Here is a 24,051-nt window from a genome sequence, read left to right on the forward strand (position 1 = left end):
GTAGCTCTCCCCAACTGAAATCCCTGCTGGCATGCGCCAGCGGGGCTCTTTCCTATTGAGCGGGCCGACCGACAAGGCACCGATTTGAGCCGTTGGTGATCACCGGCTCTGATCGCAACGGCAAGGTGGTTTGGCTCGGGTGCCAAACATGCGTATCGGCATCAAGAAGTCGATCCGCTTCGGATCTAATATTCTCGACCGACGCAGAAACCCGGAATTTCACCGCATAACGGTCAGCGGGACTTCCCCGAGCGTCGGTCATTTCGAACTTCGGGTCGGCCCTCGATCCGCCAGGCGTGGATAGTACGTGCATGGATACTCAAGTCGTTGTTGTCGGTGGTGGTCCCGTCGGTCTGACCTTGGCCGTTGATCTCGGCCGTCGAGGGGTGCACTGCACGCTTATCGAGCAAAAGTCTGAGCCGCAATTCCTGCCAAAGATGGAGCGCTGCAACGCGCGCACCATGGAGATGTTCCGCCGCATCGGCGTAGCCGACGAACTGCGCGCGGCCGGGCTGACGGCCGACTCCGCTATGGATGTCTATATCATCCTGAGCATGACGCAGCCGCCGCTGCTGCATCTCAGGTATCCTTCGGTCAACGAGGCCCAGGAGCGGATACGCGAAATCAATGACGGTTCGATGCCGCTCGAGCCTTACCAGCTGATCTCGCAATACACGTTGGAGCCGGTGCTCAAGCGCCTTGCCGAGAAGCTTCCAACGGTCGACGTTCGATACGGCACCGAACTTTTGGAATTCGCCGAGGACGAGGCCGGCGTCATCGCGACCGTGCGTCGCTCAGACGGCGGAACCGAGCAGATACGGGCCGTCTATCTGGTCGGTTGCGATGGCGGCGGCAGTCGAGTGAGGAAACAACTCGGCGTACGACTCAAAGGTGAAGCCAATCTGGCGAAGTTTCGTCAAGCGCTCTATCGTTGTGACGAGCTACACGATCGTCTCCCTCTGGGTGAAGGGCCTGGCCGCGGTCGGCACTACCTTGTTGCGGACGAATGGGCGACCTTTCTGATCATGCAAGACTCCAGGCGGCATTGGACACTCCATGCGGCTGTCGAGTCGGACGAAGAAATGAAGCGGCAATTCGAGCAGACGGTCGGTATTCCGGTTCGCTATGAGATGCTCTATTGCGGTGAATGGCGTCAGAACCTTCTGTTGGCAGATCGTTACCGCGCCGGCCGCGTCTTTCTGGCCGGCGATGCGGTTCACCTAGTCATTCCCGCGGGTGGTCTGGGCATGAATACCGGCGTGGGCGATGCGTTCGATCTTTCGTGGAAATTGGCGGCGACTCTCGAAGGGTGGGGCGGTCCTAAATTGCTCGAATCCTATGAGATCGAGCGACGCCAGGTCGGCGAACGCAACATCGGCGCATCCCGTTACGCTACGCTCGGCTATCGTAAATGGCGTTCGCAATGGCGTCCGACTATACGCGACGACTCCGTAGAAGGAAAAGCGGTTCGCGACAACCTCGCGGCGGTCGCCGACGTCGAACAGCGCAAGGTCAACGAAATGATCGGCGCTGAACTCGGTTATCGCTATGTCGATTCACCGATCATCGACAATATTCCGGGCGGTCCAGAGCATCCCTTCCGTGATTATCGCCCGACCACCTGGCCGGGCGCACGCTTACCCCATACATGGCTCGCCGACGGCACACCGATCCAGGATCGAATTCCGACGGCGGGGTACACTTTGTTGCGGCTTGACGGTTCGCACAAGACCGATGCCCTCGAATCGTCGTTTCGTAAGCGAGGCGTGAGCTTTTCCGTACTCGACATCGCTGACGCGACGGCGCGCGCGGTCTATGATCGCGACCTGTTGCTGTTGCGACCCGACATGCATATCGTCTGGCGCGGCAACCAGCCGCCGGAGAATCCCGCGGAGCTGGCCGCGGTCGCTACGGGCCACGGCGATTGAACCGCGCCGGTCCGGCGGACCGCCAATCAGATAAAGCGATACAGGCGCCTGCACGGCTCGTCTTAATGAAACGCATTCTGATTATTGACGTGTGGCAGCCTCTTTAAGTTTAAGTGCAGTCCATTCACGTTGTTCTAGGTCAACGGCTTCCATTTTCATGAGAGCTCGATCCTCATCTGTAGTTAGCGACTTGATTTCCCGTCCCAGCCGATAGCTGTCGAGTAGGACCTCGCCGTTTTTTGCAGCGTTCAAAGCCCGCGTGGTGACGATGCCAACGCTCGGTCCGACGATAACGTCACCGTGACCGCGAATGAGGATCATCTGATTTTGGCCGAGCGTTGCGGCGAGTTGCATTCCAATCGCCTCATTTGCGATCAGAAGTGTCGGGTTCGTCCCATCGGAATCTGCCTCAAAGACCGGCACATGGTCGCCAATGAAAGCACCGAAGTGAGTGACGGCCCGTAACGGAATGCTCGAGATACTGAACGCAATCGAGCTCGCGGAATGACTATGCACGATAGCCATCACATCGGGCCTGGTTCGATAGATCGCCGAGTGGATGAAACGCTCGAGGTAAAGCCTGCGGCCTGCATCGTCGACGACCCTTCCATCCAAATCGAATTCGAGGATATCTTTCGTCGTCACAGAGTTCGGTGCAAGCGATCGGGAAAGAAGGAAGCAATCTGCGCGCACCGGCGAGCGCGCGCTAACGTGGCCGTAGTTATCCAGTACGCCGTGGGAAAATAGGATATGATTGGAAGCCACCAAATCCGCGATGGTTGTAGCGGTCGTATCCTCCGCGAGAGACCGCCGCGAAAGCCCATAAACGCCGAGAGCGAACGCGCCCCACAGGATTTGACGACGGTTCGATATGTCATACGGGCGATATTGCCGACGGGGTGCATCGATTGCCAGGACGTGGCCGTCTGTCTCTCGGACACTCTCTGAATCAATGATATCCATTGTTCTCACCTTCGCCGGCCCGTGCTGACCGCACGGCAGTTTTGACAACAACTTGCGCAAAGGATTGACAGGGATCGGCGCGATTTGAATGTGTCGCACTGCAGCGGCCCGCTTTATCACGCTGAAATCGTCATTCGTCCGTCGCGGTCTGTTATTTGGCTTGGGCAAATTGGATCGATCCCAAACGCGCGCATCAGGGTCAAGATAGACTTGGCAAGCGGGTCTAACTACCGTTCAAAATCCGGGGATTTCGCGACCGAGTATGCTCGATCGCGGCTATCTGAAGCGCAGCGCGCCTCTTAGACTATAAGCTTGCCGGCTCCGAACGGAGAGGATCCCATGGACGTCGCTTCAACTCGTCCCCTTAAGGCCGCCAATCGATTGCCCTTGGACGTCGCGGCATTGATCGACGCGCATCCGCTTAGTCCGTTCCAGAAATGGATCATGGTTCTGATCGGTGGCGTGGTGGTAATGGATGGTTTCGACGTCCAGGCCATAGGCTTTGTCGCACCCGCCCTGACCCAGGACTGGCAGATCGATCCATCCGCTCTCGGCCCTATCTTCGGTGCGGGATTGCTTGGCATGCTCGTCGGCTCAATGCTGCTGAGTATCCTCGCCGATCGCATCGGCCGACGGCCGGTACTCGTTGGAGCAACGGGGCTCTTCAGTTTGTGCATGCTTGCGACCGCGCACGTTTATTCCTTACCACAACTGGCCGTTTTGCGCTTCCTAACCGGTCTCGGGATCGGCGGGGTGATGGGTAATGCCGTTGCGCTCGCGACGGAATACAGCCCGCGGCGTCGACGCGCGTCGCTGTTGATGTGGATATCATGCGGGTTCACCGGGGGCGCCATTGCCGGCGGCTTGATTTCCGCGGTGATGATTCCGCGGGGCGGGTGGCAGTCCGTCTTCGTCATCGGAGGGATATTACCTTTAGGAATTGCCTCGGTGATGTACTGGCATCTGCCGGAGTCGCTTCAGTTCCTATCGTTGCGCGACACAAATTCGAACGAGGTACGCCGGTTGCTGCATCGCATCGCGCCGGAAGTCGATTTAGATCACGATTCGCATCTGGCTCACCCCGAAGAGTTCCGTGGACGAGGTTCGCTCGCAAAACTCTTCAGGGAGGGGCGAAGCCCGATGACTCTGCTGCTTTGGGTTGTCAGTTTCGCCAATCTCCTCAATCTCTTCTTCCTCGCGAATTGGTTGCCACTGCTCTCGACCCGGATGGGATTTGGCCAGTCGACGGCGGTACTGATGGGCTCGAACCTCCAGCTTGGTGGTTTAATCGGAGCACTCTTCATGGGGCCGATGATTGACCGATTTGGCTTCTATCGCGTGCTTGTCCCTTTATTCTTTATCGCTGGGTTCGCGGTGGCGGGTATTGGGCAGTCGGCGTTACCAATTTCTGTCCTATATGCGGTCATCTTCATGGCGGGGGTCTGCGTTGTCGGCGCCCAGCCTGCGCTTAATGCCCTTGCCTCTACTCTTTACCCAACGGAGATTCGTGCGACAGGCGTCGGCTGGAGCCTGGGTGTCGGACGGGCCGGAGCCATCGTCGGGCCCGTCGTTGCGGCCCAGCTCATAGCCCTGAATTGGTCGACTCAAGCATTGTTCTTGGCTGCGGCGATCCCTGCCGCGTTATCCTGTCTGACGATTGTTGCGCTCGCGAGCGTCGTGCGCGGTAAGACCGCATGAACAGTCTGATTGCGCGTCGCCGGACGAATTGCCGAACGCTGGGTGGCCGCTAATGGTCTGAGCTGGCTAGTAACGGCTGGTGTCGAGGTGGATTCTCGCTTGCGGATCTGGGCCTCGCGCTCCTGCTCGTGGACGAGCCGCTGTAGCTCGCTGAGGTCCCGGTCGGCCATCGTCCGGGCCGACGCGGTCGTCGTTCTGCGGGCGGCTCGAGCCGCCTGCAGGCGATCGCCTCAGTCCTTCCAGCTCCAGGCTGAGCTTATGGCAGCGGACGATGGCCGTCTTGAACTCGGTCGTATCCAGCGAGCGCCGGACCTCGCCTCTGCCGACGACGTCCCGATAGCGCTCCGGCACCGAGCCACCAGACGTCTGATTTGTTGGATCCGTCCTTGTTTTTCTTGCGGACTGGCTCTGGCATTCGGATGCTTCCCACGGTGTAGCCCCGAGACGTGCAGGAAGCCCTTATTTCGCCGATAAGATTTGAAACATCAGCGGGTTAGTTCAACGGGGGTAGTGGGAATCCCTCCCTCCGCGGATCGTTGTGCCATTTGCTTCAAAACTCCGACCTATCCGAGTATCGTTCGAAGGCGGTGAGCAATCGTGCGTCGATGACGGCGTCGTTCCGACGGTAGATCTCGGTCCGCAGGAAATCGCATTCGGTCTCGAACGCTTCCTCGGCGACTTCGCTCCACCAGGCGCCGCGCGTCGTAGCGACGCCGGGCTCCCATCTGTAACCTCTTCGCTTGAGAACGTCGCGCAGAGCATACGGCGCGCCTAGCGCGCGGATCCGCCACCGCGGACGTCGCGCGGATTCGAGCAGTGCGCTCAGCACCGTCCTGCCGCTGCGCGGCAGCGGCCTCGAAAGCAGTTCGAGCGCGGCTTCGCAATCGTTGAGCGCTCTGTGGCCGTCGAAGAAGAATCCGTCGCCGTTCGCCAGCTGCGAGAGGCGCGAACTCTCGAATCCTTCGGCCTTCCAATCCACTTCATGAAGGGAACAGGCCCAAGGCTTTTGCGCGAACACGGGAAACAGCCGTTCGCAGAAGCGGCGGTCGAAGGCCGAGTTGTGCGCGATCACGAGCGCCGCTCCTTCGACGAACGCGGCGACTTCGACCGGGTCTATGTGCTTTCCGCATACCATCTCGTCCGTGATGCCGGTCAAGGCCGACACTTCCGCGGGGATCGGGCGGCCCGGATCCCTCAGCCGGTCGAACGATCCCGCCGGAGACGCGAAGGTGCCGTCAATGCGATAGTCGAAGGCGAGCATCGCCAGCTCGAGGACTTCGTCCGACTCCGGGTCCAGACCGGTGGTCTCCGTGTCGACGAAGACCGCCCGCCTCGTCGACGCCGCGTCCGGCGGAGAAGCCGCCTTCCTCAACCGCAATCGCCGAAGGATTCGGTATTCGCCACTCGCTTCGAGCGCCGACGCATAGCCCTCGAGCTCTTCGATGAACCCGCCCCGCGAGTCGAACGCGTTCATGACCCTCTCCTCGGCGGGTCGCCGATCGGATCGCCTGGGGACGGTGAGCTTCCCGTCGCCAGGATCGCCTCGATGTCGGTGGCCGTCAGGAAGCGCCGGCGGAGCAGCGTGTCGGCGATGTCCGCCACCTGCGTGCGGCGCTCGCGGACGATTTCGATCGCGCGCGCCTGGAGACGCTTTAGGTCGTCGTTGACCCGCCGGCGCGCCGCCGGATCGAGGCGCAATTCCGCCAGCGCGTCCTCGGCGCTGGCGAGATAGATCAGATCGTCGCCCGCCAAGCCGCAGGATAGGGTCGCCGCGGCGAGCATGCGCGTCGCGGTCGCGAGATCCGATCGCTCGTTTCCGCCGGCTCCGACCGAGGCCTCGCCCAACAGCACGATTTCGGCGGCGCGACCCGAAAGCACTTCTACCACGCGCTGTTCGATCCAGGTCCGCGTCTGCAGATCGTCCGACTGCTCGTTCATGGTGGTCAAGCCGCCTACGCCGTCGCGGCCGCCGATCCGGACCGACCTGACCCGCCGCCGACCGAAGAACTCGGCCGACACCACGTGCCCCGCTTCGTGAAACGCGATTCTTCGCAACGCGTCCGCCGGCAATTCGAGTTCGGGAAGCGCCGCGTTCCTCAGGTCCGCGATCGAGAGATCCCGACGGTCGTGCCGCGCCTTCCGCCGTGCCCGCCGCACCGTCTCCATGATCTCCGCCGGCGTGGATCCTTCGAAGAGTCCGACGATCTCGCGAAGCTCGTCGTCCGACAGGCTACCGCGTACGTGGAAGCGGAGAATGTTCAGGATGCCGTCGGGCCCGGGTGCCACGATCTCGATGGCGCGCTCCAGCCTTCCGGGTCTGAGGATCGCCGGATCCACGGCGCCGATCCGGTTGGTGGCGCCGATGACCACGACGCCCTCCCGCTTTCCGCTGGTGGCGTCGTCGAGCTGCAGCATGAAGTCCTCGATCACCGGCATCCACCAGTCTCTGTTTCTCGAGTCCAAGGATTCGCGCGACGGGAGTCCGTCGATTTCGTCCAGGAACAGGATGCAGGGGGCCGCCGCCGCGGCGCGGGCGAACAGCTCGCGCATGCTCTTGATGATGCCGTCCAAGTAGCCCGAACTCGTCGCGAAGAGCTCTCCCATGCTGCCGACGATGAGCGGGACCCCGCATGCGCGCGCAAGGCTTCTCGCGAGAACACTTTTGCCCATGCCGGGGCCGGAGTGGAATACCGCGCCGCGATCGATCGCGCTCCACGACAGATTGCCCGCCTTGTACTCTCGCAGGTCCCGCGCGAGCGCGAGACCCCATTCGCGGGCCAAGCCGTATTCCGTCGCCGTCGTCAGGTCGGGGACGTCGTCGGAGCCGTTGTCGCCGGCACGGACTTTCGCGGCGGCGGCGATCCGCGACACAGCGCCGTGCGCATCCGAATGCGGACGCATCGCGGCCACGATATCGTCGAAGCCCAATCCGATCAGATCGGCTTCCCCGAGGTCGGGAGGAGCCCCGCCATACACCGCGCCGATGGTTCGGACGAGCACGCCTTGGTCGAAGGCCACTGTGATCCGCAGATCCGCCGCGGCGATCAACGTCGCCGGCAGCAACCTCTCGGGCCCGACGGCGATGCCGACGACGGAGTGTCCTGCTGCGAGGTCGGATGCCACCACCGCGTTGCCGAAGGTCGGCTTGTGACGCGTACGATCGGAGCCGTCCCGCGCGACGCAGCTCCACTTCCTTCCGAACGCTCGGTCCTCGAAGAAATCCTTCACGGGTTCGACCCAGTCGCTGGTCGGAACGGAAACCACTACGGCCTGCGGCGACTTTCCCTTCAGGGTCTCCTCGATCTCCGGCGTGATGGCTGCCGAGACGGCGAGGGCGACGAGCGCGCCTCGCGGGTCGTGCTTCGCGGTCTTGTCAGCGGCCAACGAGGACGTCCCGTCCTGCTGGTCGTCGTCTTCCGCCCGGCGGTCCACGTTGTCGAGCAGTTGCTGGTCTTCCGCACGCCGGGCATGTCGGGTGGCGAGGTGACCGAAGCCGGTGAGAGTTCCATCGGTCTTTGCCCCGGAGTCATGAGGGTCGGTCATCGTGCACGCTCCACCGACCGAACGACAGTCGGGCCGCGTCCGGGGGATTCCGAACACTGGGAAATTGAACGACGCTGCGGCGCGGCGTTCGCGACGGCGGAGCCGTTGTTGGTGCTAGTTCTAGACATCGGTAAGCTCGACGACGAGGTTCGGTTTGAAGGCGCCGTTTTCGCCCGGGTAACCCGCCGGGTTGCTGATCATCCGCGTCCGGCCCCGTTTGAGGTCGATGCAATGATGGGTATGACCTGTGACGACCAGATCCGGCTGGAAACGATCGATCATGGGCAGCATCTCGGAGGCGTAGGCGGCGGTCAGGATGCTGCGCTGGTGAGCAGGTGCCACCGCGTCCATGGTCATGGCATGATGCGAGACCCACACGGACGGACCATGATGGGGTCTCTGCATCTCTTCCTCGAGGAACAAGCGCGACCGATGGTGCATGATGCGCGCCTCGGCGGGCCGAAATCTCGCCCACGGCTCCCGGGACCACTTGATGCGCCGGTGGTCGAGCATGTTCTCGGCGGCCGTCCGCATCGCCGCCTCTCGCAGGGCGTGACCGAACAGTTCGTAGTCGGTCCAGAGCGTGCACCCCAGGATTCTGATGCCCCTAATGGTCGCGACCGAATTCTCCAGAAGGCGTACGCCGTGCAGTTCGGCGGCGGCATGGCCCGCTTCGAAGTGCTCTTTGAAGTCGAGCTTCCGCGACCAGAGCTCATGATTTCCGGCGACCATGACGATCTCCGTCGGAGACGGATAGGCACGGCGCAGCGTCTCGATCGCGGAGACGAGACCCTGGCACGTGTCGCCGGCGACGACGACCAGGTCGACGCCCGGAACGAGCGGCGGGACGCCGCGGCTGCCGGGGTAGTCGACGTGAAGGTCGCCCATGATCTGGAGTTTCATGCCTAACTCCGCACTGATCGGCCCAGGATGTTCGAAGCGCGAAGCGCCCACGCGTCCCCGAGGTCGGATTCCTTGTCGCCGGCCCGGGGCAGATTGATGATGACGTTGCCGACGACCACGCAGGCGGCGGCGCTTCCCTCGCACGCGCAGACCGCGAGCACAGTCATGGCGAGGTCGAATTTCTGACGGAACGATCCCTTGGGATTCATCGCCAGCACGATCGCGATCGCGCTGGAGGCGTCGCCGGCGACTGCGGTGTGCCAACGGGGCTCGCCGAAGAATTCGACCTGCGAGGCGACGGATCGCATTGCGCGGAGGGCATCCTCGTGAAAGTCGGACGGCGGAAGAAGGCGCCACCAGCGAGTGGGCGGATGATCCCACGCGGTCGGACGGTCGTGGATCTCTCCCGCCATCAACGATTTGCTGCTCATGATCGCCTCCTCGGCAAAATCCTCGGCGCCGCCTCGCCCGGAGCGTCGGCGGCGCCGAAGGGGACTACGCAGCGTCGCCGATCTGGACGGGCTTGCGCGGTCCGGGCCCGGTCGGACGCGCGTTGGCGAAATGAGTGACCACTTCGTCGCCCGGCACGGGATCGGGCACCAGCCCGATGCCGCGGGTCGTGAAATCCTTCTTGGCGTTCTCGCGGTTGACCGCCTTGATGACCGTGGAGAAGAGGGTGGGCAGCTCGGCGAGCAGCGCCTTGCGGAGGCACAAGGTCACCTTGTCCAACGTCTCGCGGATCGACACCTCGAAGTGCGCGTCGAGTTCGTCGCCGCTGATCTTGAAGCCCTTGTTGAAGCCGGTGGCGCCGTAATAGTCGATGACGCCGGCCGTGACGCGCGAAATGTTCGGATAGCCGCGCTTCGCGAGATAGCTGGACAGCACCATGCCCGCGGCCCTCAGGTCGTGCTCGATCGGGCGGCGGGTCCGGCCGTCGACCGGGCCATTGCCACGCTTGACATCGTAGATGCCGGCCCAGCCCACCTCCGGATCAATCACCGTGAGATCGACCGTGACGATGCGCTCGGCGGCGGCGTCGGCGCGGATGTTGATCCGGGCCAGGTCCTGCGCAGAGTTGCGGGCGAGCAGCAACTCGTTGGCGGCATCGACGATCGGGATCGCGACGTCGACGAGGACATCGAACCTCCCGCTCGCGGCCAGCGCGTTGGCCATCGTGCTCTGGAGCAAGAGGCCGTGGCGCTTCACCACGGAGCCGACCACCGAGATGGCGCGGCTAAGGTCCGGGCCGATGATGGGATCCTCATTGAATGCCGATGCGACGGCGTTCGCGACAAGCGTCTGGGCGGTGCGAGCGAGCTCGCCCTCAGAAACCGAATGAACGTGCGACTCAACTTCCATACTGGTACTCCTGTTACATGTGACCGCTATCCGCGTTGTGCTGAAAGCGTGTACACAAGCTATATAGGCTTAAACACGCTTTTTGCACAAGAGAGTTCTGCAAAGAATCCGCTTGTGAGGCGGCTCGGACTTTCGTGATGGTTAAGAAGCCCTTTACGACGACAGGAACGATCACCGGCCAACAGGTGAAGGCTGCCAGGGCCTGGCTGGACCTGTCTCAGGATGACCTCTCGGCAGAGACGATGGTTGCCCGACGCGCCATCCAAGATTTCGAGACCGGCAAAGGGGCTCCCAAGCCGCGGACATTGCGCGACCTGCGGGCGGCGCTGGAAGGAAGAGGAATCGCCTTCCTATTCGTCGATGAGCGCGCCGTCGGGATCGCCGTCGGCGATCAAGTCAGCCACAAGGAATGACATTCGCGTAGGCGCGCTCAAGTGAGCCATCGCCGCGGACTTCCGCTCCTCAATCGGACGACGGACGGGCCTTTGCGACAGCCGGGTGATGACATCGAGATATTCGCGCGCCCGTTCGTAGCGTTCGCGGCGCGGTGTATCCTCGTGCAGGCCAAGATTCTGCGCCGCCTGCGCCGTGCTCGTCGTCACGATTTCCAGCCGGCCCGGCCGCCACTCAGATGATCGAGCGAGGCGAAAGGGCGGGCAAGATTGTAGGGTTCGGTGTAAGTCGTTGATGCCGTTGCGATCAGGCTGATGCGCTTTGTCGCAACGGCGATCGCAGTGAGCCAGGTGATCGGCTCGAAACGGAAGCGCTGGGCATAGCGGACATTGTCGGCGAGCGCCGGTCCGTCGGCAAGGAAGATCGCGTCGAACTTTGCCGCTTCGGCCGTTGCGCCAGCTCCTGATAATAGCTGACGTCGAGGATCCGGTCGGCAGCGGACCCCTTGTAGCGCCAAGCAGCCGTGATGGCCACCGGGATAGATGAAAAGATTAAGGGAAAGCCGTCGATCGCTCATATCTGAAGCTCGCAAGGCCGCGAAGGAAACGTTCCTCAAGCCGGGCCTTGATCCAGAATCCGACCACAGGACAAATACGCCGACGACAGCCAGCGCGGTGCCCAGCTGCGCTGCGGTCGCCGCGCAGGCGATGATGATGCCGGTGTAGATCGGATGGCGCACGATGGCGTATGGGCCTGTATCGACGACGCGATGATCAGCCTTCTTGGTCACCGAACTCGACCACATGCGTCCAAGGTAGAGCCGAGCCCACCATGTGAACGCGATGCCCGACAGGACGACCAAGACGAGCGCATAATCGACAACGGGCTCAAGCGACCATAACCGGTCCGCCGTGCGAGAGAACTGTGCGCCGCCGGCAACGAGCAGGACGACGCCGGCAACCGTCACCGCGCGATAGAGCCAAGCTTCGCGCCTCGCCGGTCGCTTTTCCGCCCGATCGGCCCAAAACGCGGCACCAATCCACGACAGAACAAATGCGCTCCAGGCCATCATTGTAACGAGTTGGGGGGTCATGCAGAACTTCCTCCTCACAAAGCAAGTTCGGGCGAACTTCGGGCTCAAGCTCAACACGAAATCTGCCTGTCTATCAACGGAGACCCGCGTCTTCTGCCCGGACTGACGTTCCCGTCTCCTTTTCATGCCTTACTGGTTCGTGATCAGGCTTGTCAGCGGGTTCATGCGCCGCCGTTTTCTCGCTGCGGTGAAGCGGTCCGCCGAACTGAGGCAGCCCGCTGTCGAGGGCCTCCCGGCGGACGCCATATCCTGACCCGCGGTGCGGCATAAGCCAACCCGAGGTCAGTTTAGGGTGTGCGCCGTGAAAAGGCGGCGCTTTCCAGTGGGTGCAAGTCCCACCCGGCAACCGCTCCAGCCGGAAGCAACCGGAGCAGTCATGGAGGTAACGAAATGGCTGAAGCCTCTGGTTAGCGTGTCACGATATACGGTGACAGCGCGAGTGTGCAGGCCGTAACGCGAGTAAACGCCGAGCAAGCCTCGAAAAGGACGATGCGCAGGCCGACCCGACAACCCTTTCGGGGAAGGCTGATACGGCTGGGTGAATGAGCGAAGCAGTACGCCCAGCCGCTGCGCCGGGGTAGTGGCGACAGCATGTACACAAGGAAAGCGTACGCAACACGGGAGACCCCAGGACGTGGTCAGGGATGATCAACCGGATGCCCGTGAGGGACAGGCCGGGCGCCCTGGGGAGACGGAGAGGTTCGCAGTACCGCTGAAGCCGGGTAATGCCGGGGGAGGGAAGGGACCTCAGTTCAAGACGAACGCAAGACGTAGTGAGGGACCTGGAGATTGGGCAACCTATCAACTCCGAAAAGTGTTCAGAAGCTGCAGACGGCGTTGCACGCGAAAGCGAAGGCAGAAGCCGGCTATCGCTTCTATGCCTTGTACGACAAGATCAGCCGCGAGGACATCCTGGCCCATGCCTATGCCCAGTGCCGCTCCAACAAGGGCGCACCGGGCGTGGATGGGCAAGATTTTGCGGGCATCGACGCGTATGGGGTGCAGCGGTGGCTTGGCGAACTGGCGCTTGCGCTCAGGCAGGAGACTTACCGACCGGACCCCATCAGAAGAGTGTTCATCCCGAAGGCCAACGGCAAACTCAGGCCGCTGGGCATCTCAACCCTGCGGGATCGGGTCTGCATGACAGCAGTGATGCTGGTGCTGGAACCGATCTTTGAAGCCGACCTTCCACCAGAGCAGTACGCTTACCGTCCCGGGCGCAATGCCCAACAGGCGGTGGTCGAAGTGGAAGCGCGGCTGTTCCGAAGCCACCCGGAAGTCGTTGACGCCGACCTCGCGGACTACTTCGGGAGCATTCCGCATACCGAACTTCTAAAGTCGGTAGCGCGCCGGATTGTTGATCGGCGCGTGCTGCATCTGATCAAGATGTGGTTGGAATGCCCCGTGGAAGAAACCGACGATCGAGGAAGGAAGACACGTACGACCGAAGCCCGGGACAACCGGCGCGGCATCCCGCAAGGTTCACCGATCTCACCATTGCTGGCAAATCTCTACATGCGCCGGTTCGTGCTGGGATGGAAGATGCTCGGGCTGGAACAAAGCCTCGGCTCTCGCATCGTGACCTACGCCGACGACCTTGTGATCCTGTGCCGGAGAGGCAAAGCCGAAGAAGCCTTGCAGCGACTGCGCGAGATTATGAGAAAGCTGAAGCTCACGGTCAACGAGGAGAAGACACGAATCTGCAAGGTCCCGGAAGGGGAGTTCGACTTCTTGGGTTACTCGTTCGGGCGGATGTACTCAGCGAGGACCGGCCAGGCACGCCTGGGTTACCGGCCATCAAAGAAGAGCATTAAGCGCATGGTCGAGAACGTCCACGCGCTGACCGACCGATCGGGGACATGGCAAGAAACCACAGAGCTAGAGCGTTTCACGATTTGGCGGAAGCATAACCTGCGTTGGCGAAATAGTCGTCCGTTAAGAAACCGAATTAAGCGGAGAGCGGTCGCTGGCGGCAGCGATGAGGGTGGTCAGGATCAGGCACCAAAGAGCCCTTAGCCAGGCGATGATGCGGCGGAAGTTGTGGCCGACGGCTGAGAGGATGACGTTAGCCGCATCGCCGGCGCGGCCTTTGAGGTAGCAGCGGCCGAGGTGACCATCGGTCTTCAGGTGTCCGATGATGGGTTCGATGGCGGAGCGGCGGCGCAGCTCGCGCTTGATGACACCGAAGACGCCGCGCTTCTGGCCAGAGATGAAGATTCGGCGGGGATTTTGTGCGTTGTGACCGCGGTATCCCTTGTCGACATAGGCCCGCTCGATCGCGCAGCCGGTGAGTGTCTCGGTGCGGTCAATGACGTCCTGCAAGGTATGACCGTCGTACGGGTTATCGGGTAGCGCCGTGGCGTGCAGCACGAACAGGCCCCCAGGAGCCAGGCGGTTGTTGGTGACGATGGAGGCTTTGACGCCGAACTCGTAAGGCGCGGCTGCTTTGCCCTTGCCGATGCACTCCACCTCCGGGGCGTGGAAGGAATAGAGCTTCCAGCCGCGCTGGCGTTGCTGCTGCGAGCGGATCTGCGAAGCCCGGCTGAGCGGGAGGGCGAACGCGTTCTCGATCACAGCCTGACCTTCGATCTTGCGGCGGAGATCGCGGATGATCCGGCCCAGCCGGCTACGCAGGATGCGCAACTGCCGCTGATGCCGTTTGAATTGCTTGGCATGGGCGTAGCGCCCCGCCATCATTGCCGCGGTCTTGGCAATGCGAAGGTAGGACTGCCGCAGCTTGACCCCGTGCTTCCTCGCCAGGCGGTTGAGCCCCTTGATCGCCGCGTGCAGCAGCTTGGCATCGGTCGGGAAGGTGATCGCCTTCGGCTGCACGGTGGTATGTGCGCCATGACGGCGCGAAGAAGGAGGTTGAATATGTAGACCATCTTTCGAGCAGCCTTGCTGCGCAAGAGATGAGGGCAGGTCCCTCGGACTCGGATTGCAGGATCAGAGTCCAAACCGCCACAAGCTGCTTTAGCTCAATGGCTGAGGTGGTGAGCGTTGCTGGAAAAGGCGGGCGATCAGCCCGTCAGGTGAGCCACGGGAAGACGAACGCAAGTAAACCGCCGATGATGCATCGAAAGTACAGTTCAGGTGTTGTCGAAACCAGGGGCGATACCACCTCCTGGGATCAAGCGCGGCGAGAGCCTGTCTATTGGCCGAGCGGCAACCGGTGTAGAGGCGGCGTGATCCCGATGGCAGGCTCTTGCGCGGAACATGGGAACCTGCGTCGCGATGCCAAGGGAGACCCCAAAGGCGGCGGACCCGCCGAGGGCAGAGTACCAATGCGCGACGCAGGGGCGGACGGGTTCGTAATAGTGATGAGGCCCGGTAATACGGGCGGAGCGAAGGGACCCGATCTTCCAGCCAAAGTCACAGGCCAACCGGAAACGGGAGGAGCCGATGACTGAGGCAAAGTCGTATCAGATCCCCAAGCATCTCGTTTGGGAAGCTTGGAAACAGGTGAAAGCGAACCGCGGGTCAGCGGGTGTGGACGGGGTCTCCATCGAGGAATTCGAAAAGGACTTGAAGAGAAACCTCTACAAGATCTGGAATCGAATGTCGTCGGGGACATACTTTCCGCCTCCCGTCCGTCTCGTGGAAATTCCCAAGGCTAATGGAGGGAAGCGACCGTTAGGAATACCCTCTATAGCTGACCGCGTGGCTCAGACGGTTGCAAAGATGGTTATGGAGCCGACGATGGAACGAATATTCCATCCCGACTCCTATGGCTATCGGCCCGGCCGTTCGGCGCTTGACGCAGTCGGGACAGCGCGAAAGCGTTGCTGGAAATTCGACTGGGTTATCGACCTTGATATCAAGTCGTTCTTCGACTCGATTCCTTGGCACCTGATCGAAAAGGCCGTCGCCCACCACACGGAACTGAGTTGGATTCGTCTCTACGTAAAGCGGTGGCTGCAAGCTCCCGTGGAGAAAGAAGACGGAATCCTTGTGGAGAGAACACGCGGAACCCCTCAGGGTTCAGTGGTTTCACCGCTGCTCGCAAATTTGGTTCTGCACTATGCATTCGATCACTGGATGCAGCGAACCTTCCCTTGTTTGTGTTTCGAAAGATACGCTGACGATGCGATAGTCCATTGCAGAACTGAAAGCGAGGCTCGAACCGTGATGGAGGCGATCCGAAAACGTCTTACGGAATGCGGTCTGGAGCTCCACCCGGAGAAAACCCGGATCGTCTACTGCAAGGATAATAAACGGAGAAAGGAATGCGAACACATCTCGTTCGACTTCCTTGGCTACACCTTCCAGCCGCGCAGCGCTCGCGATCGAAAGGGCGAGAAGTTCCTCAACTTCCTCCCGGCAATCAGCAACAAGGCTGCCAAAGGAATCCGACAAACCATTCGCTCATGGCGACTGGGTTCGACGCGAAACCACTGGAGTCTTGAAGAACTCGCCAAGCTGATTGATCCTGTCGTGCAAGGATGGCTGAACTATTATGGACGGTTTTACCGGACAGAATGTGTCAACGTCCTTCGTCACGTTAACGACGCGCTCGCCCGTTGGACGAGGCGGAAATACAAGCGGTTGAAAGGCCGGAAAGTCGCCTCAGTATATTGGTTGGGACGGCTCGCACAGCGCGATCCGAACCTGCTCTATTTGTGGCGAGTCGGCATTCGACCTGCGGCTGGAAGATAGAAGCCGGATGAATCGAGAGGTTCACGTCCGGTTTCGTGAGAGCCTCGGGGTGCAATTCCCCGGGGCTACTCGACCGACCGTGACCCGCTTGAGGTCCTGGCTGCGTAACGCGCCGGCCTCGTGCGCCACCCGCAAGCTCTCGGCCAGCAACAGCTCCAGCTTGTTGCCGAGCCGTTTGCGCCAGTGGCTCAGGTCCGAGCGCTCGTGCGGGAAGGCGTGCTGAAAGAACTCTTCGCCGGTGAAGAACTGGAAGTACGGGTCGTGGACCCAGCGCTCGCACACCCCCTCATCGGACAGGCCATAAACGTGCTTGAGCAACAGCAGCCCGATCATGAATCGGGTCGCGATGCCTGGCCGACCGTTCTCGCTATAGAGTGGCGCGATCTCACCGTCGATCCAGTCCCAATCGACTTTGCCGGCGAGCTGAACCAGCTCGTGCTTCATATTGATGATCTGGTCCAGCCTGGCCCGGAACAGATCGCCCGATCCCGTCGTCCTGTGCTTCTTCGGTCGCATCGCCACCTCCGATGCGACGACGGAATCATGACTGGCGATTCGACGGAATCCTGAAAATGAAATTGCAGGGTTCCGATGCTCGAAGCATCAAAACCCTGCAATCGCAAAACAGTCCACAACGACAAATGCGATTCTAGCTCAATCGCTTAGCCGCTCTTCACGGACGACGAAATAGTTGCTGCATTCGCGGGGCTGGATAGTTGCAACAAGGTCGCCGATGTGACGCCAAGTGTCTTCGAGGGTGCGCTTCTGGGCGATGCGCATCGTACGCATACGACGAAGACCGCCTGATTGACGCATGCGCGCGGGCATGGCGAGCTCTATGATGGCGTTGCGCGAAGGTCAGGCGGCCTGCTGATCGGCAGGCTTGCCGGCTTGGCGCAGGAGCTTCCATTCCCAGGGCAGCAGTTCGTGCAGACGCGATGCGGGAAGATCTGCGATACGGGCGAGGACGTCGGCGAGCCAGGCCTTGGGATCGACGTCGTTGAGGCGACAGGTCGTGATCATCGTCAGCATGATGGCGGCACGGTCAGCACCCCGCCGGCTGCCAGCGAAGGTCCAGTTGCGCCTTCCCAAGGCGATGCCTCTCAATGCGCGCTCAGCGCAATTGTTGGTCAAGCAGATCCTGCCATCGTCGAGGAAGCGGGCGAAGTCGTCCCAGCGCCTGAGCATGTAATTCATCGGTTTCAGGACCTCGGCAGAGCGCGACAGGGTTTCGCGCTCACGCAGCAACCAGGCGTGCATGTCCTCGAGAAGCGGCTTGCTCTTTTCCTGGCGCACGGTGCGCCGCTCGTCGGCGCCGCAGCCGTTAATGGCGCGCTCGATCTCGAACAACGCATCGAGGCGTCTGACCGCCTCCAGCGCGATCGGAGAGACCGGTTTGCCCTTGTTACCTTCCCGAGCATTTTTCTCGATGTCGGCCAGCTCGAAGAAGCCCCGCCGCGCATGGGCCAGGCAAAACGCCGGTGTGATCGGCAGCACCTTCTTGCGCGGGTCGAACAACGGCTCAAAACCATTGTAGCAATCGGCTTGCAGGATGCCGGCGAAGGCGGCCAGATGCTTCTGCGGGTGCTCACCTCGCCGGTCGCTCGAGGCGTAATAGACCGCCGCCGGCGGCGCAGGCCCGGCAAAGGGCCGGTCATCCCGCACATAAGTCCAGATCCGACCGGTCGTGCACTTGCTTTTGGCCAGGATGCGGATGGTGGTGTCGTCGCCATGAAGGCGCTCGGCAGCGAGCACATGGCGCTCGATCAGGTGGAAGAGCGGCATCACGGCGAAAGTCCCGTGGCCGACCTGATCGGCCAGCGTCGACAGCGGCAAGTCGATCCTCTCGCACTTGAAGCGCGCACTCTGGCGGTTGAGCGGGATATGCATGCCGAACTTGTCGAACAGGATCGTCGCCAGCAACTGCGGGCCGATGAAGCCGCGCGGCGTGGCATGGAACGGCGCCGGCGGCTGGGTGATCTTCTCGCAATCGCGGCAGGTGAACTTCTCGCGCACCGTCTCGATGACCTTGAAGCGACGCGGGATCTCCTCCAGCGTCTTGGTCACATCCTCACCGATCTTCGCCAGCCGCGATCCACCGCAGCAGGCGCAGGCCGTTGGAGCCTCAATGACGACGCGCTCGCGTTCGATATCATCCGGCCATGGCTTGCGCACCGGCCGCTTGCGCATGAAGGGGCGGACGTTCTGCGTCTTCGCCGCCGCGGCCTGTGCGGCAAGCTCATCCTCGCTCGCCGTGGTGACGAGTTCTTCGAGCTCCAACTCCAGCTGCTCGAGCAGCCGTGCCGTGCGCTCGGAGCGCTGCCCGTACAGTTCGCGTTTGAGCTTCTCGATCCGCAACTCGAGATGCGCGATCAGCGCCTCGTTGTCCGACAGCTCCGCCCGCGCATTGGCCGCTTCGGCTTGCCAATTGATGGCTTCGGCTTGTATCTGGGTGACCTTCGCCGCGGCCGCATCGCGTTCGACCTCGACCCGCAGCCGCGCTTCGCGTTCAGCCCGCAACGCCTCACGTTCGATCAATAGCGCCGCCTGGGCGCTGGCAAGATCCGAAGGAAGATCATCCGGCTTCAAACTCATGAAGCCAGTGAATCAGATTTCCCGGGAGGTTCAATCGCAGAATGCTATCCAACCCGCGTTGGACGCAAAGTTTCTTGAGGATTCCGCCAGTCGATCCCAGACAGCAGGTAAGAAAGTTGTGCCGGAGAGATCGTTACGGCTTCACCAGCAGCCGAAGGCCAAATGAATCTTCCTCTTTCGAGTCTTTTTGTAAACAGGCACGCTCCCTGAGAATCGTGCCAAATGATTTTTATCAGGTCTGAACGGCGCCCCCTGAAGCAAAACAAATGACCCCCCAGTGGGTCATGCTTCAAGACTTCCTGCACCTGCAAAGCCAAGCTCGGAAAGCCGCGCCGCATATCGGTATGGCCCGTCGCCAGCCATACCCGCACGCCAGAGGGGATCGGAATCATCGCAGCGCCTTCAACACCGCCGACACCAGCAAGGGCGGCGCCGACCCGCAAATCCTGATCCGTCCGCTCCCCGTCAATTCCACCACGATCACTTCACCGGACGGCGCCGCTTCCTTGATCGGCTCCGCTTCCATCGAAGCTTCCACAAAGCCCTGGTCAGCAAGGTCCTGGCGAAGCCGGCGACGCCAAGTGTAAATCAGACCCGTCGAAATATCGTGATCCCGCGCAACCTGCGCCACACACGATCCCGGCGCAAAGGCCTCCGCAACGATCCGGCACCGTTCATCCTCGCTCCAACGCCGCCGCCGTTCCGGCCCCGTCAGCACCGAAATCTGACCCATCAACCGCTCTTAAGCTCGCTCTTAAACACGTGCTTATGAGTGCTCAATCCACCTCTCAGAACAAGGCGGTCTTCATCGTAGGCGTACTGCGCATCCAATGCTTGATTTTAGCAAAGGCCTGCTCGATCGGATTGAGGTCTGGTGAGTAAGGCGGCAGATACCAGAGCTTGGCGCCGGCGCCGCGGATGGCGCGGCGCAGAGCGGCCGACTTATGGCTGCCGAGATTGTCCATGATGACGATGTCGCCCGGCTTGAGAACGGGGATGAGCTGCTGTTCGACGTAAGCTCGGAAGCACTCGCCGTTGATTGGCCCATCGAAGACGCAAGGGGCCGTGAGGCCATCGCAACGCAGAGCGCCGAGAAAGGTCAGCGTTCGCCAGTGGCCGTGCGGGGCAAAACCTCCCACTCGCTCGCCCTTCGGTCCCCATCCGCGCAGCGGGGCCATGCTGGTTTTGATCCAGGTCTCATCGATGAAAACCAGGCGCTGGGGATCCAGGCTGGCCTGCCATGACCGCCAGCGTCGCCTCCGACGCGCAACGTCAGCGCGGGCTTGCTCGAGGGCGAACAGCGTTTTTTTTGAATCGCAGCCCTTCGCGCCGCAGGAATGTCCAGACCGCATTGTGAGAGACCTTGACCCCGCGCGCAGCGAGTTCGTCCTTCAACTTGTGCAGCGTCAGATGCGGTGTCTGGCGAATCCGCTCTTTGATGAACGCGCGGTGCGGTTCCAGCACCGGCTTCCGGTGCCCGCCCATTTTGCCCGGCGCCACTGAGCCGGTCGCCCGGTAGCGCTGCGACCACTTCACTACAGAGGACACTGCAACACCAAACCGTGCCGCCACTATACGGCAGCTCTCGCCAGTTGCCACCGCTGCCACCACGCGCTCTCGCAGGTCATTGGAAAGAGGTCGGCCCATCAGATGCTGGCCCCCAGCCCAGCCAGCATCTTGAATCACAAACCGCCCCTCAGGAGAATCCCTCCCGATTCATCCTAGCCATGAACCGCTCTAGTGGGCAAGTTGAACCGCACGCTACGCGGATGGGCCAACTACTTCAACGTAGGCACCGTCAACAAGGCGTATCGAGCGATCGACAACTACACAGCTGTGCGGTTGCGCCGGTGGTTGCGCATCAAGCACAAAGTTAGGCGACGCAAGGGCGGGACTTATCCACTCTCGCACCTCTACGGGCACTTCGGGCTCGTACGCTTAACTGCGCGTGGGCGCGACGTGCCGTGGGTGAAGGCGTGAAGTCTTGTCCGAGAGCCGGATGCGAGAGATTCGCCCGTCCGGTTCGATGAGCGGGATGTGGAAACGGAGTCATGGTTGAACCACTAAGGCACCGCCAGACGAAAGAGGCGGCAACAGATATGTTCAGCCTAAAGCCACCGCGCCACATCTCGACTCTACCAATCTCTACATTGTGCCGCTGGCCTGCCACGTCCGATCTGCCCCCATCTCCAGACATACCGCTGCACTGCGCCGACTGACGCGATGGGCCAACAACGGACTAACTCACTCACTTGAAGACGGCCCCACCGCCCGATCGCGCCATTGTGCCATGAGGGCCGCTAAATCATCGGCCGACATGCCGAACGTATCTGGGAGCATCGCATTATAACCCAGCCGCGCGGTCTCCCATTGCACAAGCCTCCAACCGCCCCATTGAGTATCATTGTATCGAATGAACTTTGTGCGCGAGGGGGGCGAATAGCCCACATTGATGTTTGTCACGTTTTGCCACCGAGCTCTTCGGACGAAGTAGAATTGCTTCACTCGGAAGCCATCCGCGTCTAGCGTTAGAGATGCAGAGCCGGGAAGAAGAGTTGCTGCGAAACCAGCCGCGCCAAGCGCGAAAAATATGACACAACCCCACACCATGGCGCTGCTACCATCCTGAGCCAAACTGGTTGCGCCAATGGCCACGAAGGTTAGGGACCCAACAAAGAACACAATAGACTTGAGCCGGCTGGGTGGGGTACAGCGTCAGAGGACCAGGGAATTGAGACATATGGGATTGATCCATGTTGGCACGCTGATCGCCAAGCCGCCTGACCGACGCTTAGCGATAGGTTGCAGAACGGCGCACCGTCAACCAGCATAAATCAGCGTGCTAAAGGTTGAGTAAAGCGGGTGCGACTTCCGCTTTGGGTCCAGGCTGTGTGAAAACCCAGTCGATGCTATGATTCTCTTGCTGAATCGGCGGGGGAAGAGATGCAGGGTTTCGTTCAAGGGGCGGATCGCCAGCAGACGACGCTGTTGCCGGGATGCCTCGATGATTGGGTCGACGAGGGCAATTCTATTCGGGCGGTCGATGTGTTCGTGGATGCGTTGGAACTGCGCGACCTCGGGTTCGATGGTGTTGATCCTGCAGCGACCGGCCGGCCGGCGTATCATCCATCGCCGATGCTCAAGCTCTACATTTACGGCTACCTCAACCGGGTCCAATCGAGCCGGCGGCTGGAGCGCGAGGCTGGCCGCAATATCGAGGTGATGTGGTTGACCGGACGGCTCGCTCCGGATCACAAAACGATCGCGGACTTCCGCAAGGACAATGGCCCAGCGATCAGGAAAGTTTGCGCGCAATTCGTTGCGTTGTGCCGCAAGATGGGCTTGCTGACGAAGGCCAGCGTTGCCATCGACGGCAGCAAGTTCAAGGCCGTGAACAGTCGCGACAACAACTTCACGCAGGGCAAGATCCAGCGCCGCCAGAAGCAGATCGAAGAGAGCGTGGCGCGCTACATGAACCAACTCGACACCGCCGACCGTCAGACTGCCGCAGGAGAAGAGCCGTCGGAAACGGTGCTTCTGACCAAGACGCGGCTTAAGGAAAAGCTGGCGAAGCTAGAAGAAGAGGTAAAACGGCTGGCCGCGATTGAGAAGGCATTGCTCGCCTCGCCCGACAAGCAGATATCGCTGACCGATCCCGATTGCCGCTCGATGGCAACGAGCGGACGCGGCTCAGGCATGGTCGCCTACAACGTACAAAGTGCGGTCGACACCACGAACCATCTGATTGTCGCGCACGAGGTCACCAACGTCGGCACCGATAGATCGCAACTGGCGACGATGGCGCAGGCGGCGAAAGCCGCGCTGTGCAGCGGTAACTTGGACGTCGTGGCGGATCGGGGCTACTTTAAAGGTGAAGAAATCCTGGCCTGCGAACGGGCCGGGGTCGCGGTCACTCTGCCCAAGCCGCAGACCTCGGGCGCCAAGTCGGCAGGCCGTTTTGGGAAATCTGATTTTGTTTATTTGGCCGAGGACGATGTCTACCGCTGCCCGGCCGGCGAGAAGCTGGCGCACCACTTCACCGCTGACGAAGATGGCCAGAAAATGCGGATTTACTTGACGAAGGCGTGCCGCATCTGCCCGTTCAAGGATCAATGCACAACGTCCAACGAGCGCCGCATCAAGCGCTGGGAACATGAACATGTCGTCGAGGCCGCGCAGACGCGGCTCGATCAGAACCCGCAAGCCATGCGTGTGCGCCGCGAAACCGTCGAGCACCCGTTCGCCACACTGAAGATGCGGATGGGTGCGACGCACTTTCTAATGAAGCGGTTGCCCAATGTAGCGACCGAAATGGCGCTGAACGTACTCGCCTACAACCTCACGCGCGTAATGAACATCGTCGGCATCAAGCCACTCCTGATGGCAATCCGGGCGTGAAGAGTTCGTGTTGTTATGCGTATCGTGTGACCGTTCAGGTAGCCAGCGTGGCCCGGGCTTGCGGCCGGGTTGACTCTGGACCCGACAAAGCAAAAATATGCTCAGACCGTCGTGTCTGACACGGATAGTCCCCGGTTGCGTGCAGTTTTTGGGGGAGGAAAGACGTTTTTACACAGCCTGGGTCATTTGCGTCGATATTGCCATGTCTGTGAATGCTGATCGAAAAATAACCCCCATCGGCATCAGCGGGACCCCTCCAGACCATTGATTTCGTTGAATTGGGAGGACGTGACCCCGTTGCCGATCTTAGTCGGGACCCCGGGCCGAAACACAGAGAAGAATTGCCGGGAAAATAGAAGATATACGTAAGAGCCGTGGACTTCGGCGTCATCGAAGCTGGCCTCGATCGTCCGTCGAGTCACCGCGCCGAACAAGCCGACGATATCGGCGAACTCGTAGTTCACGGTACGCATACGACGAAGACCGCCAGATTGACGCATGCGCGCGGGCATGGCGAGCTCT

The 24,051-nt window shown here is 61.2% G+C and carries 19 protein-coding genes and 5 pseudogenes; 7 read left to right on the forward strand and 17 right to left on the reverse strand.

The features are described from left to right. Positions 1-311: 311 nt before the first annotated feature. A complete protein-coding gene (locus ACP2YO_RS08185) occupies positions 312-1,928 on the forward strand; it encodes an FAD-dependent monooxygenase (protein ID WP_426440419.1) in 1,617 nt (538 codons plus the stop codon). 81 nt (positions 1,929-2,009) lie between these two features. Here ACP2YO_RS08185 and ACP2YO_RS08190 read toward each other — a convergent pair whose 3' ends face one another. Next, positions 2,010-2,891 (reverse strand): class II aldolase/adducin family protein, encoded by an 882-nt coding sequence (locus ACP2YO_RS08190; RefSeq protein ID WP_426440420.1) that lies wholly within the window; start codon positions 2,889-2,891, stop codon positions 2,010-2,012. Positions 2,892-3,230: 339 nt separating this feature from the next. On the opposite strand from ACP2YO_RS08190, the gene ACP2YO_RS08195 reads away from it, so the two are divergent. Then, positions 3,231-4,589 carry an MFS transporter gene (locus ACP2YO_RS08195; RefSeq protein WP_426440421.1) on the forward strand — a complete coding sequence of 453 codons (1,359 nt, stop codon included), beginning with the start codon at positions 3,231-3,233 and terminating at the stop codon, positions 4,587-4,589. Positions 4,590-4,655: 66 nt separating this feature from the next. Here the strand turns inward: ACP2YO_RS08195 and ACP2YO_RS08200 are convergent, their stop codons facing one another. The 6 genes from ACP2YO_RS08200 to ACP2YO_RS08225 all read right to left on the reverse strand — a co-directional run bounded on the left by ACP2YO_RS08200 (position 4,656) and on the right by ACP2YO_RS08225 (position 10,394). Then, complete coding sequence (locus ACP2YO_RS08200) at positions 4,656-4,940, reverse strand: DUF6538 domain-containing protein (RefSeq protein ID WP_426440422.1); 285 nt, start codon at positions 4,938-4,940, stop codon at positions 4,656-4,658. Positions 4,941-5,139: 199 nt separating this feature from the next. Next, a complete protein-coding gene (locus tag ACP2YO_RS08205; RefSeq protein ID WP_426440423.1) occupies positions 5,140-6,063 on the reverse strand; it encodes a 3'-5' exonuclease in 924 nt (307 codons plus the stop codon). Continuing rightward, positions 6,060-8,132 (reverse strand): AAA family ATPase, encoded by a 2,073-nt coding sequence (locus ACP2YO_RS08210; RefSeq protein ID WP_426440424.1) that lies wholly within the window; start codon positions 8,130-8,132, stop codon positions 6,060-6,062. The genes ACP2YO_RS08205 and ACP2YO_RS08210 overlap by 4 nt, the downstream gene beginning before the upstream one ends. Before the next feature lie 120 nt (positions 8,133-8,252). Beyond that, positions 8,253-9,035: a metallophosphoesterase gene (locus ACP2YO_RS08215; RefSeq protein ID WP_426440425.1), complete on the reverse strand. Its 783-nt coding sequence runs from the start codon at positions 9,033-9,035 to the stop codon at positions 8,253-8,255. Between the two features lie 2 nt (positions 9,036-9,037). Continuing rightward, positions 9,038-9,466, reverse strand: a complete 429-nt coding sequence (locus tag ACP2YO_RS08220; RefSeq protein ID WP_426440426.1) for a hypothetical protein — start codon at positions 9,464-9,466, stop codon at positions 9,038-9,040. 64 nt (positions 9,467-9,530) lie between these two features. Then, the gene (locus ACP2YO_RS08225) at positions 9,531-10,394 is read right to left on the reverse strand and encodes a hypothetical protein (RefSeq protein WP_426440427.1); all 864 of its coding nucleotides are present in this window, start codon (positions 10,392-10,394) and stop codon (positions 9,531-9,533) included. Between the two features lie 137 nt (positions 10,395-10,531). On the opposite strand from ACP2YO_RS08225, the gene ACP2YO_RS08230 reads away from it, so the two are divergent. Next, a complete protein-coding gene (locus tag ACP2YO_RS08230) occupies positions 10,532-10,807 on the forward strand; it encodes a helix-turn-helix domain-containing protein (RefSeq protein WP_426440428.1) in 276 nt (91 codons plus the stop codon). A gap of 78 nt (positions 10,808-10,885) precedes the next feature. Here the strand turns inward: ACP2YO_RS08230 and ACP2YO_RS08235 are convergent. Together ACP2YO_RS08235 and ACP2YO_RS08240 are read right to left on the reverse strand one after the other, a co-directional pair. Continuing rightward, positions 10,886-11,364 (reverse strand): annotated as a pseudogene (locus ACP2YO_RS08235) (LLM class flavin-dependent oxidoreductase); the annotation flags it as partial. Positions 11,365-11,496: 132 nt separating this feature from the next. Beyond that, a pseudogene (locus ACP2YO_RS08240) lies at positions 11,497-12,006 on the reverse strand (isoprenylcysteine carboxylmethyltransferase family protein); the annotation flags it as partial. A gap of 663 nt (positions 12,007-12,669) precedes the next feature. On the opposite strand from ACP2YO_RS08240, the gene ACP2YO_RS08245 reads away from it, so the two are divergent. Further along, complete coding sequence (locus ACP2YO_RS08245; RefSeq protein ID WP_426440429.1) at positions 12,670-13,896, forward strand: reverse transcriptase domain-containing protein; 1,227 nt, start codon at positions 12,670-12,672, stop codon at positions 13,894-13,896. Here the strand turns inward: ACP2YO_RS08245 and ACP2YO_RS08250 are convergent. Continuing rightward, a pseudogene (locus ACP2YO_RS08250) lies at positions 13,816-14,724 on the reverse strand (IS5 family transposase); the annotation flags it as partial. The gene ACP2YO_RS08245 and the pseudogene ACP2YO_RS08250 overlap by 81 nt on opposite strands. Before the next feature lie 558 nt (positions 14,725-15,282). Between ACP2YO_RS08250 and ltrA the strand changes: the two are divergent. Next, entirely contained in the window at positions 15,283-16,536 is a 1,254-nt protein-coding gene (gene ltrA / locus ACP2YO_RS08255) for a group II intron reverse transcriptase/maturase (RefSeq protein ID WP_426436699.1), read from the forward strand. A gap of 75 nt (positions 16,537-16,611) precedes the next feature. Here ltrA and ACP2YO_RS08260 read toward each other — a convergent pair. The 6 genes and pseudogenes from ACP2YO_RS08260 to ACP2YO_RS08285 form a co-directional block, all read right to left on the reverse strand. Then, positions 16,612-17,052, reverse strand: a pseudogene (locus ACP2YO_RS08260) (transposase); the annotation flags it as partial. Positions 17,053-17,190: 138 nt separating this feature from the next. Further along, positions 17,191-17,364, reverse strand: coding sequence for a hypothetical protein (locus tag ACP2YO_RS08265; RefSeq protein ID WP_426443547.1), 174 nt, complete (start codon positions 17,362-17,364; stop codon positions 17,191-17,193). A 30-nt stretch (positions 17,365-17,394) separates the two neighbouring features. Continuing rightward, positions 17,395-19,131, reverse strand: coding sequence for an IS66 family transposase (gene tnpC, locus ACP2YO_RS08270; RefSeq protein WP_426440095.1), 1,737 nt, complete (start codon positions 19,129-19,131; stop codon positions 17,395-17,397). A 44-nt stretch (positions 19,132-19,175) separates the two neighbouring features. Beyond that, on the reverse strand, positions 19,176-19,523 hold the full coding sequence (gene tnpB, locus ACP2YO_RS08275; RefSeq protein WP_082758020.1) for an IS66 family insertion sequence element accessory protein TnpB: 348 nt from the start codon (positions 19,521-19,523) through the stop codon (positions 19,176-19,178). Next, entirely contained in the window at positions 19,520-19,864 is a 345-nt protein-coding gene (tnpA, locus tag ACP2YO_RS08280; protein WP_426440094.1) for an IS66-like element accessory protein TnpA, read from the reverse strand. The genes tnpB and tnpA overlap by 4 nt, the downstream gene beginning before the upstream one ends. A gap of 88 nt (positions 19,865-19,952) precedes the next feature. Then, positions 19,953-20,778, reverse strand: a pseudogene (locus ACP2YO_RS08285) (IS630 family transposase); the annotation flags it as partial. A gap of 93 nt (positions 20,779-20,871) precedes the next feature. On the opposite strand from ACP2YO_RS08285, the gene ACP2YO_RS08290 reads away from it, so the two are divergent. After that, on the forward strand, positions 20,872-21,111 hold the full coding sequence (locus ACP2YO_RS08290) for a group II intron maturase-specific domain-containing protein (protein WP_426440430.1): 240 nt from the start codon (positions 20,872-20,874) through the stop codon (positions 21,109-21,111). A gap of 963 nt (positions 21,112-22,074) precedes the next feature. Further along, positions 22,075-23,529, forward strand: a complete 1,455-nt coding sequence (locus tag ACP2YO_RS08295) for an IS1182 family transposase (protein ID WP_426439819.1) — start codon at positions 22,075-22,077, stop codon at positions 23,527-23,529. Positions 23,530-23,771: 242 nt separating this feature from the next. Here the strand turns inward: ACP2YO_RS08295 and ACP2YO_RS08300 are convergent, their stop codons facing one another. Then, a complete protein-coding gene (locus tag ACP2YO_RS08300; RefSeq protein WP_426440431.1) occupies positions 23,772-24,041 on the reverse strand; it encodes a hypothetical protein in 270 nt (89 codons plus the stop codon). Positions 24,042-24,051 lie beyond the last annotated feature (10 nt).

The sequence above is a fragment of the Bradyrhizobium genosp. P genome (assembly GCF_049949265.1).
GTDB lineage: Bacteria > Pseudomonadota > Alphaproteobacteria > Rhizobiales > Xanthobacteraceae > Bradyrhizobium.

Bases quoted from the DNA above. Each gene is read 5' to 3' on its own strand.
- ACP2YO_RS08185 (WP_426440419.1), top strand. From the start codon at position 312: ATGGATACTCAAGTCGTTGTTGTCGGTGGTGGTCCCGTCGGTCTGACC.
- ACP2YO_RS08190 (WP_426440420.1), bottom strand. From the start codon at position 2,891: ATGGATATCATTGATTCAGAGAGTGTCCGAGAGACAGACGGCCACGTC.
- ACP2YO_RS08195 (WP_426440421.1), top strand. From the start codon at position 3,231: ATGGACGTCGCTTCAACTCGTCCCCTTAAGGCCGCCAATCGATTGCCC.
- ACP2YO_RS08205 (WP_426440423.1), bottom strand. From the start codon at position 6,063: ATGAACGCGTTCGACTCGCGGGGCGGGTTCATCGAAGAGCTCGAGGGC.
- ACP2YO_RS08210 (WP_426440424.1), bottom strand. From the start codon at position 8,132: ATGACCGACCCTCATGACTCCGGGGCAAAGACCGATGGAACTCTCACC.
- ACP2YO_RS08215 (WP_426440425.1), bottom strand. From the start codon at position 9,035: ATGAAACTCCAGATCATGGGCGACCTTCACGTCGACTACCCCGGCAGC.
- ACP2YO_RS08220 (WP_426440426.1), bottom strand. From the start codon at position 9,466: ATGAGCAGCAAATCGTTGATGGCGGGAGAGATCCACGACCGTCCGACC.
- ACP2YO_RS08225 (WP_426440427.1), bottom strand. From the start codon at position 10,394: ATGGAAGTTGAGTCGCACGTTCATTCGGTTTCTGAGGGCGAGCTCGCT.
- ACP2YO_RS08230 (WP_426440428.1), top strand. From the start codon at position 10,532: ATGGTTAAGAAGCCCTTTACGACGACAGGAACGATCACCGGCCAACAG.
- ltrA (WP_426436699.1), top strand. From the start codon at position 15,283: ATGACTGAGGCAAAGTCGTATCAGATCCCCAAGCATCTCGTTTGGGAA.
- ACP2YO_RS08265 (WP_426443547.1), bottom strand. From the start codon at position 17,364: ATGCCCGCGCGCATGCGTCAATCAGGCGGTCTTCGTCGTATGCGTACG.
- tnpC (WP_426440095.1), bottom strand. From the start codon at position 19,131: ATGAGTTTGAAGCCGGATGATCTTCCTTCGGATCTTGCCAGCGCCCAG.
- tnpB (WP_082758020.1), bottom strand. From the start codon at position 19,523: ATGATTCCGATCCCCTCTGGCGTGCGGGTATGGCTGGCGACGGGCCAT.
- tnpA (WP_426440094.1), bottom strand. From the start codon at position 19,864: ATGGGTCAGATTTCGGTGCTGACGGGGCCGGAACGGCGGCGGCGTTGG.
- ACP2YO_RS08295 (WP_426439819.1), top strand. From the start codon at position 22,075: ATGCAGGGTTTCGTTCAAGGGGCGGATCGCCAGCAGACGACGCTGTTG.
- ACP2YO_RS08300 (WP_426440431.1), bottom strand. From the start codon at position 24,041: ATGCCCGCGCGCATGCGTCAATCTGGCGGTCTTCGTCGTATGCGTACC.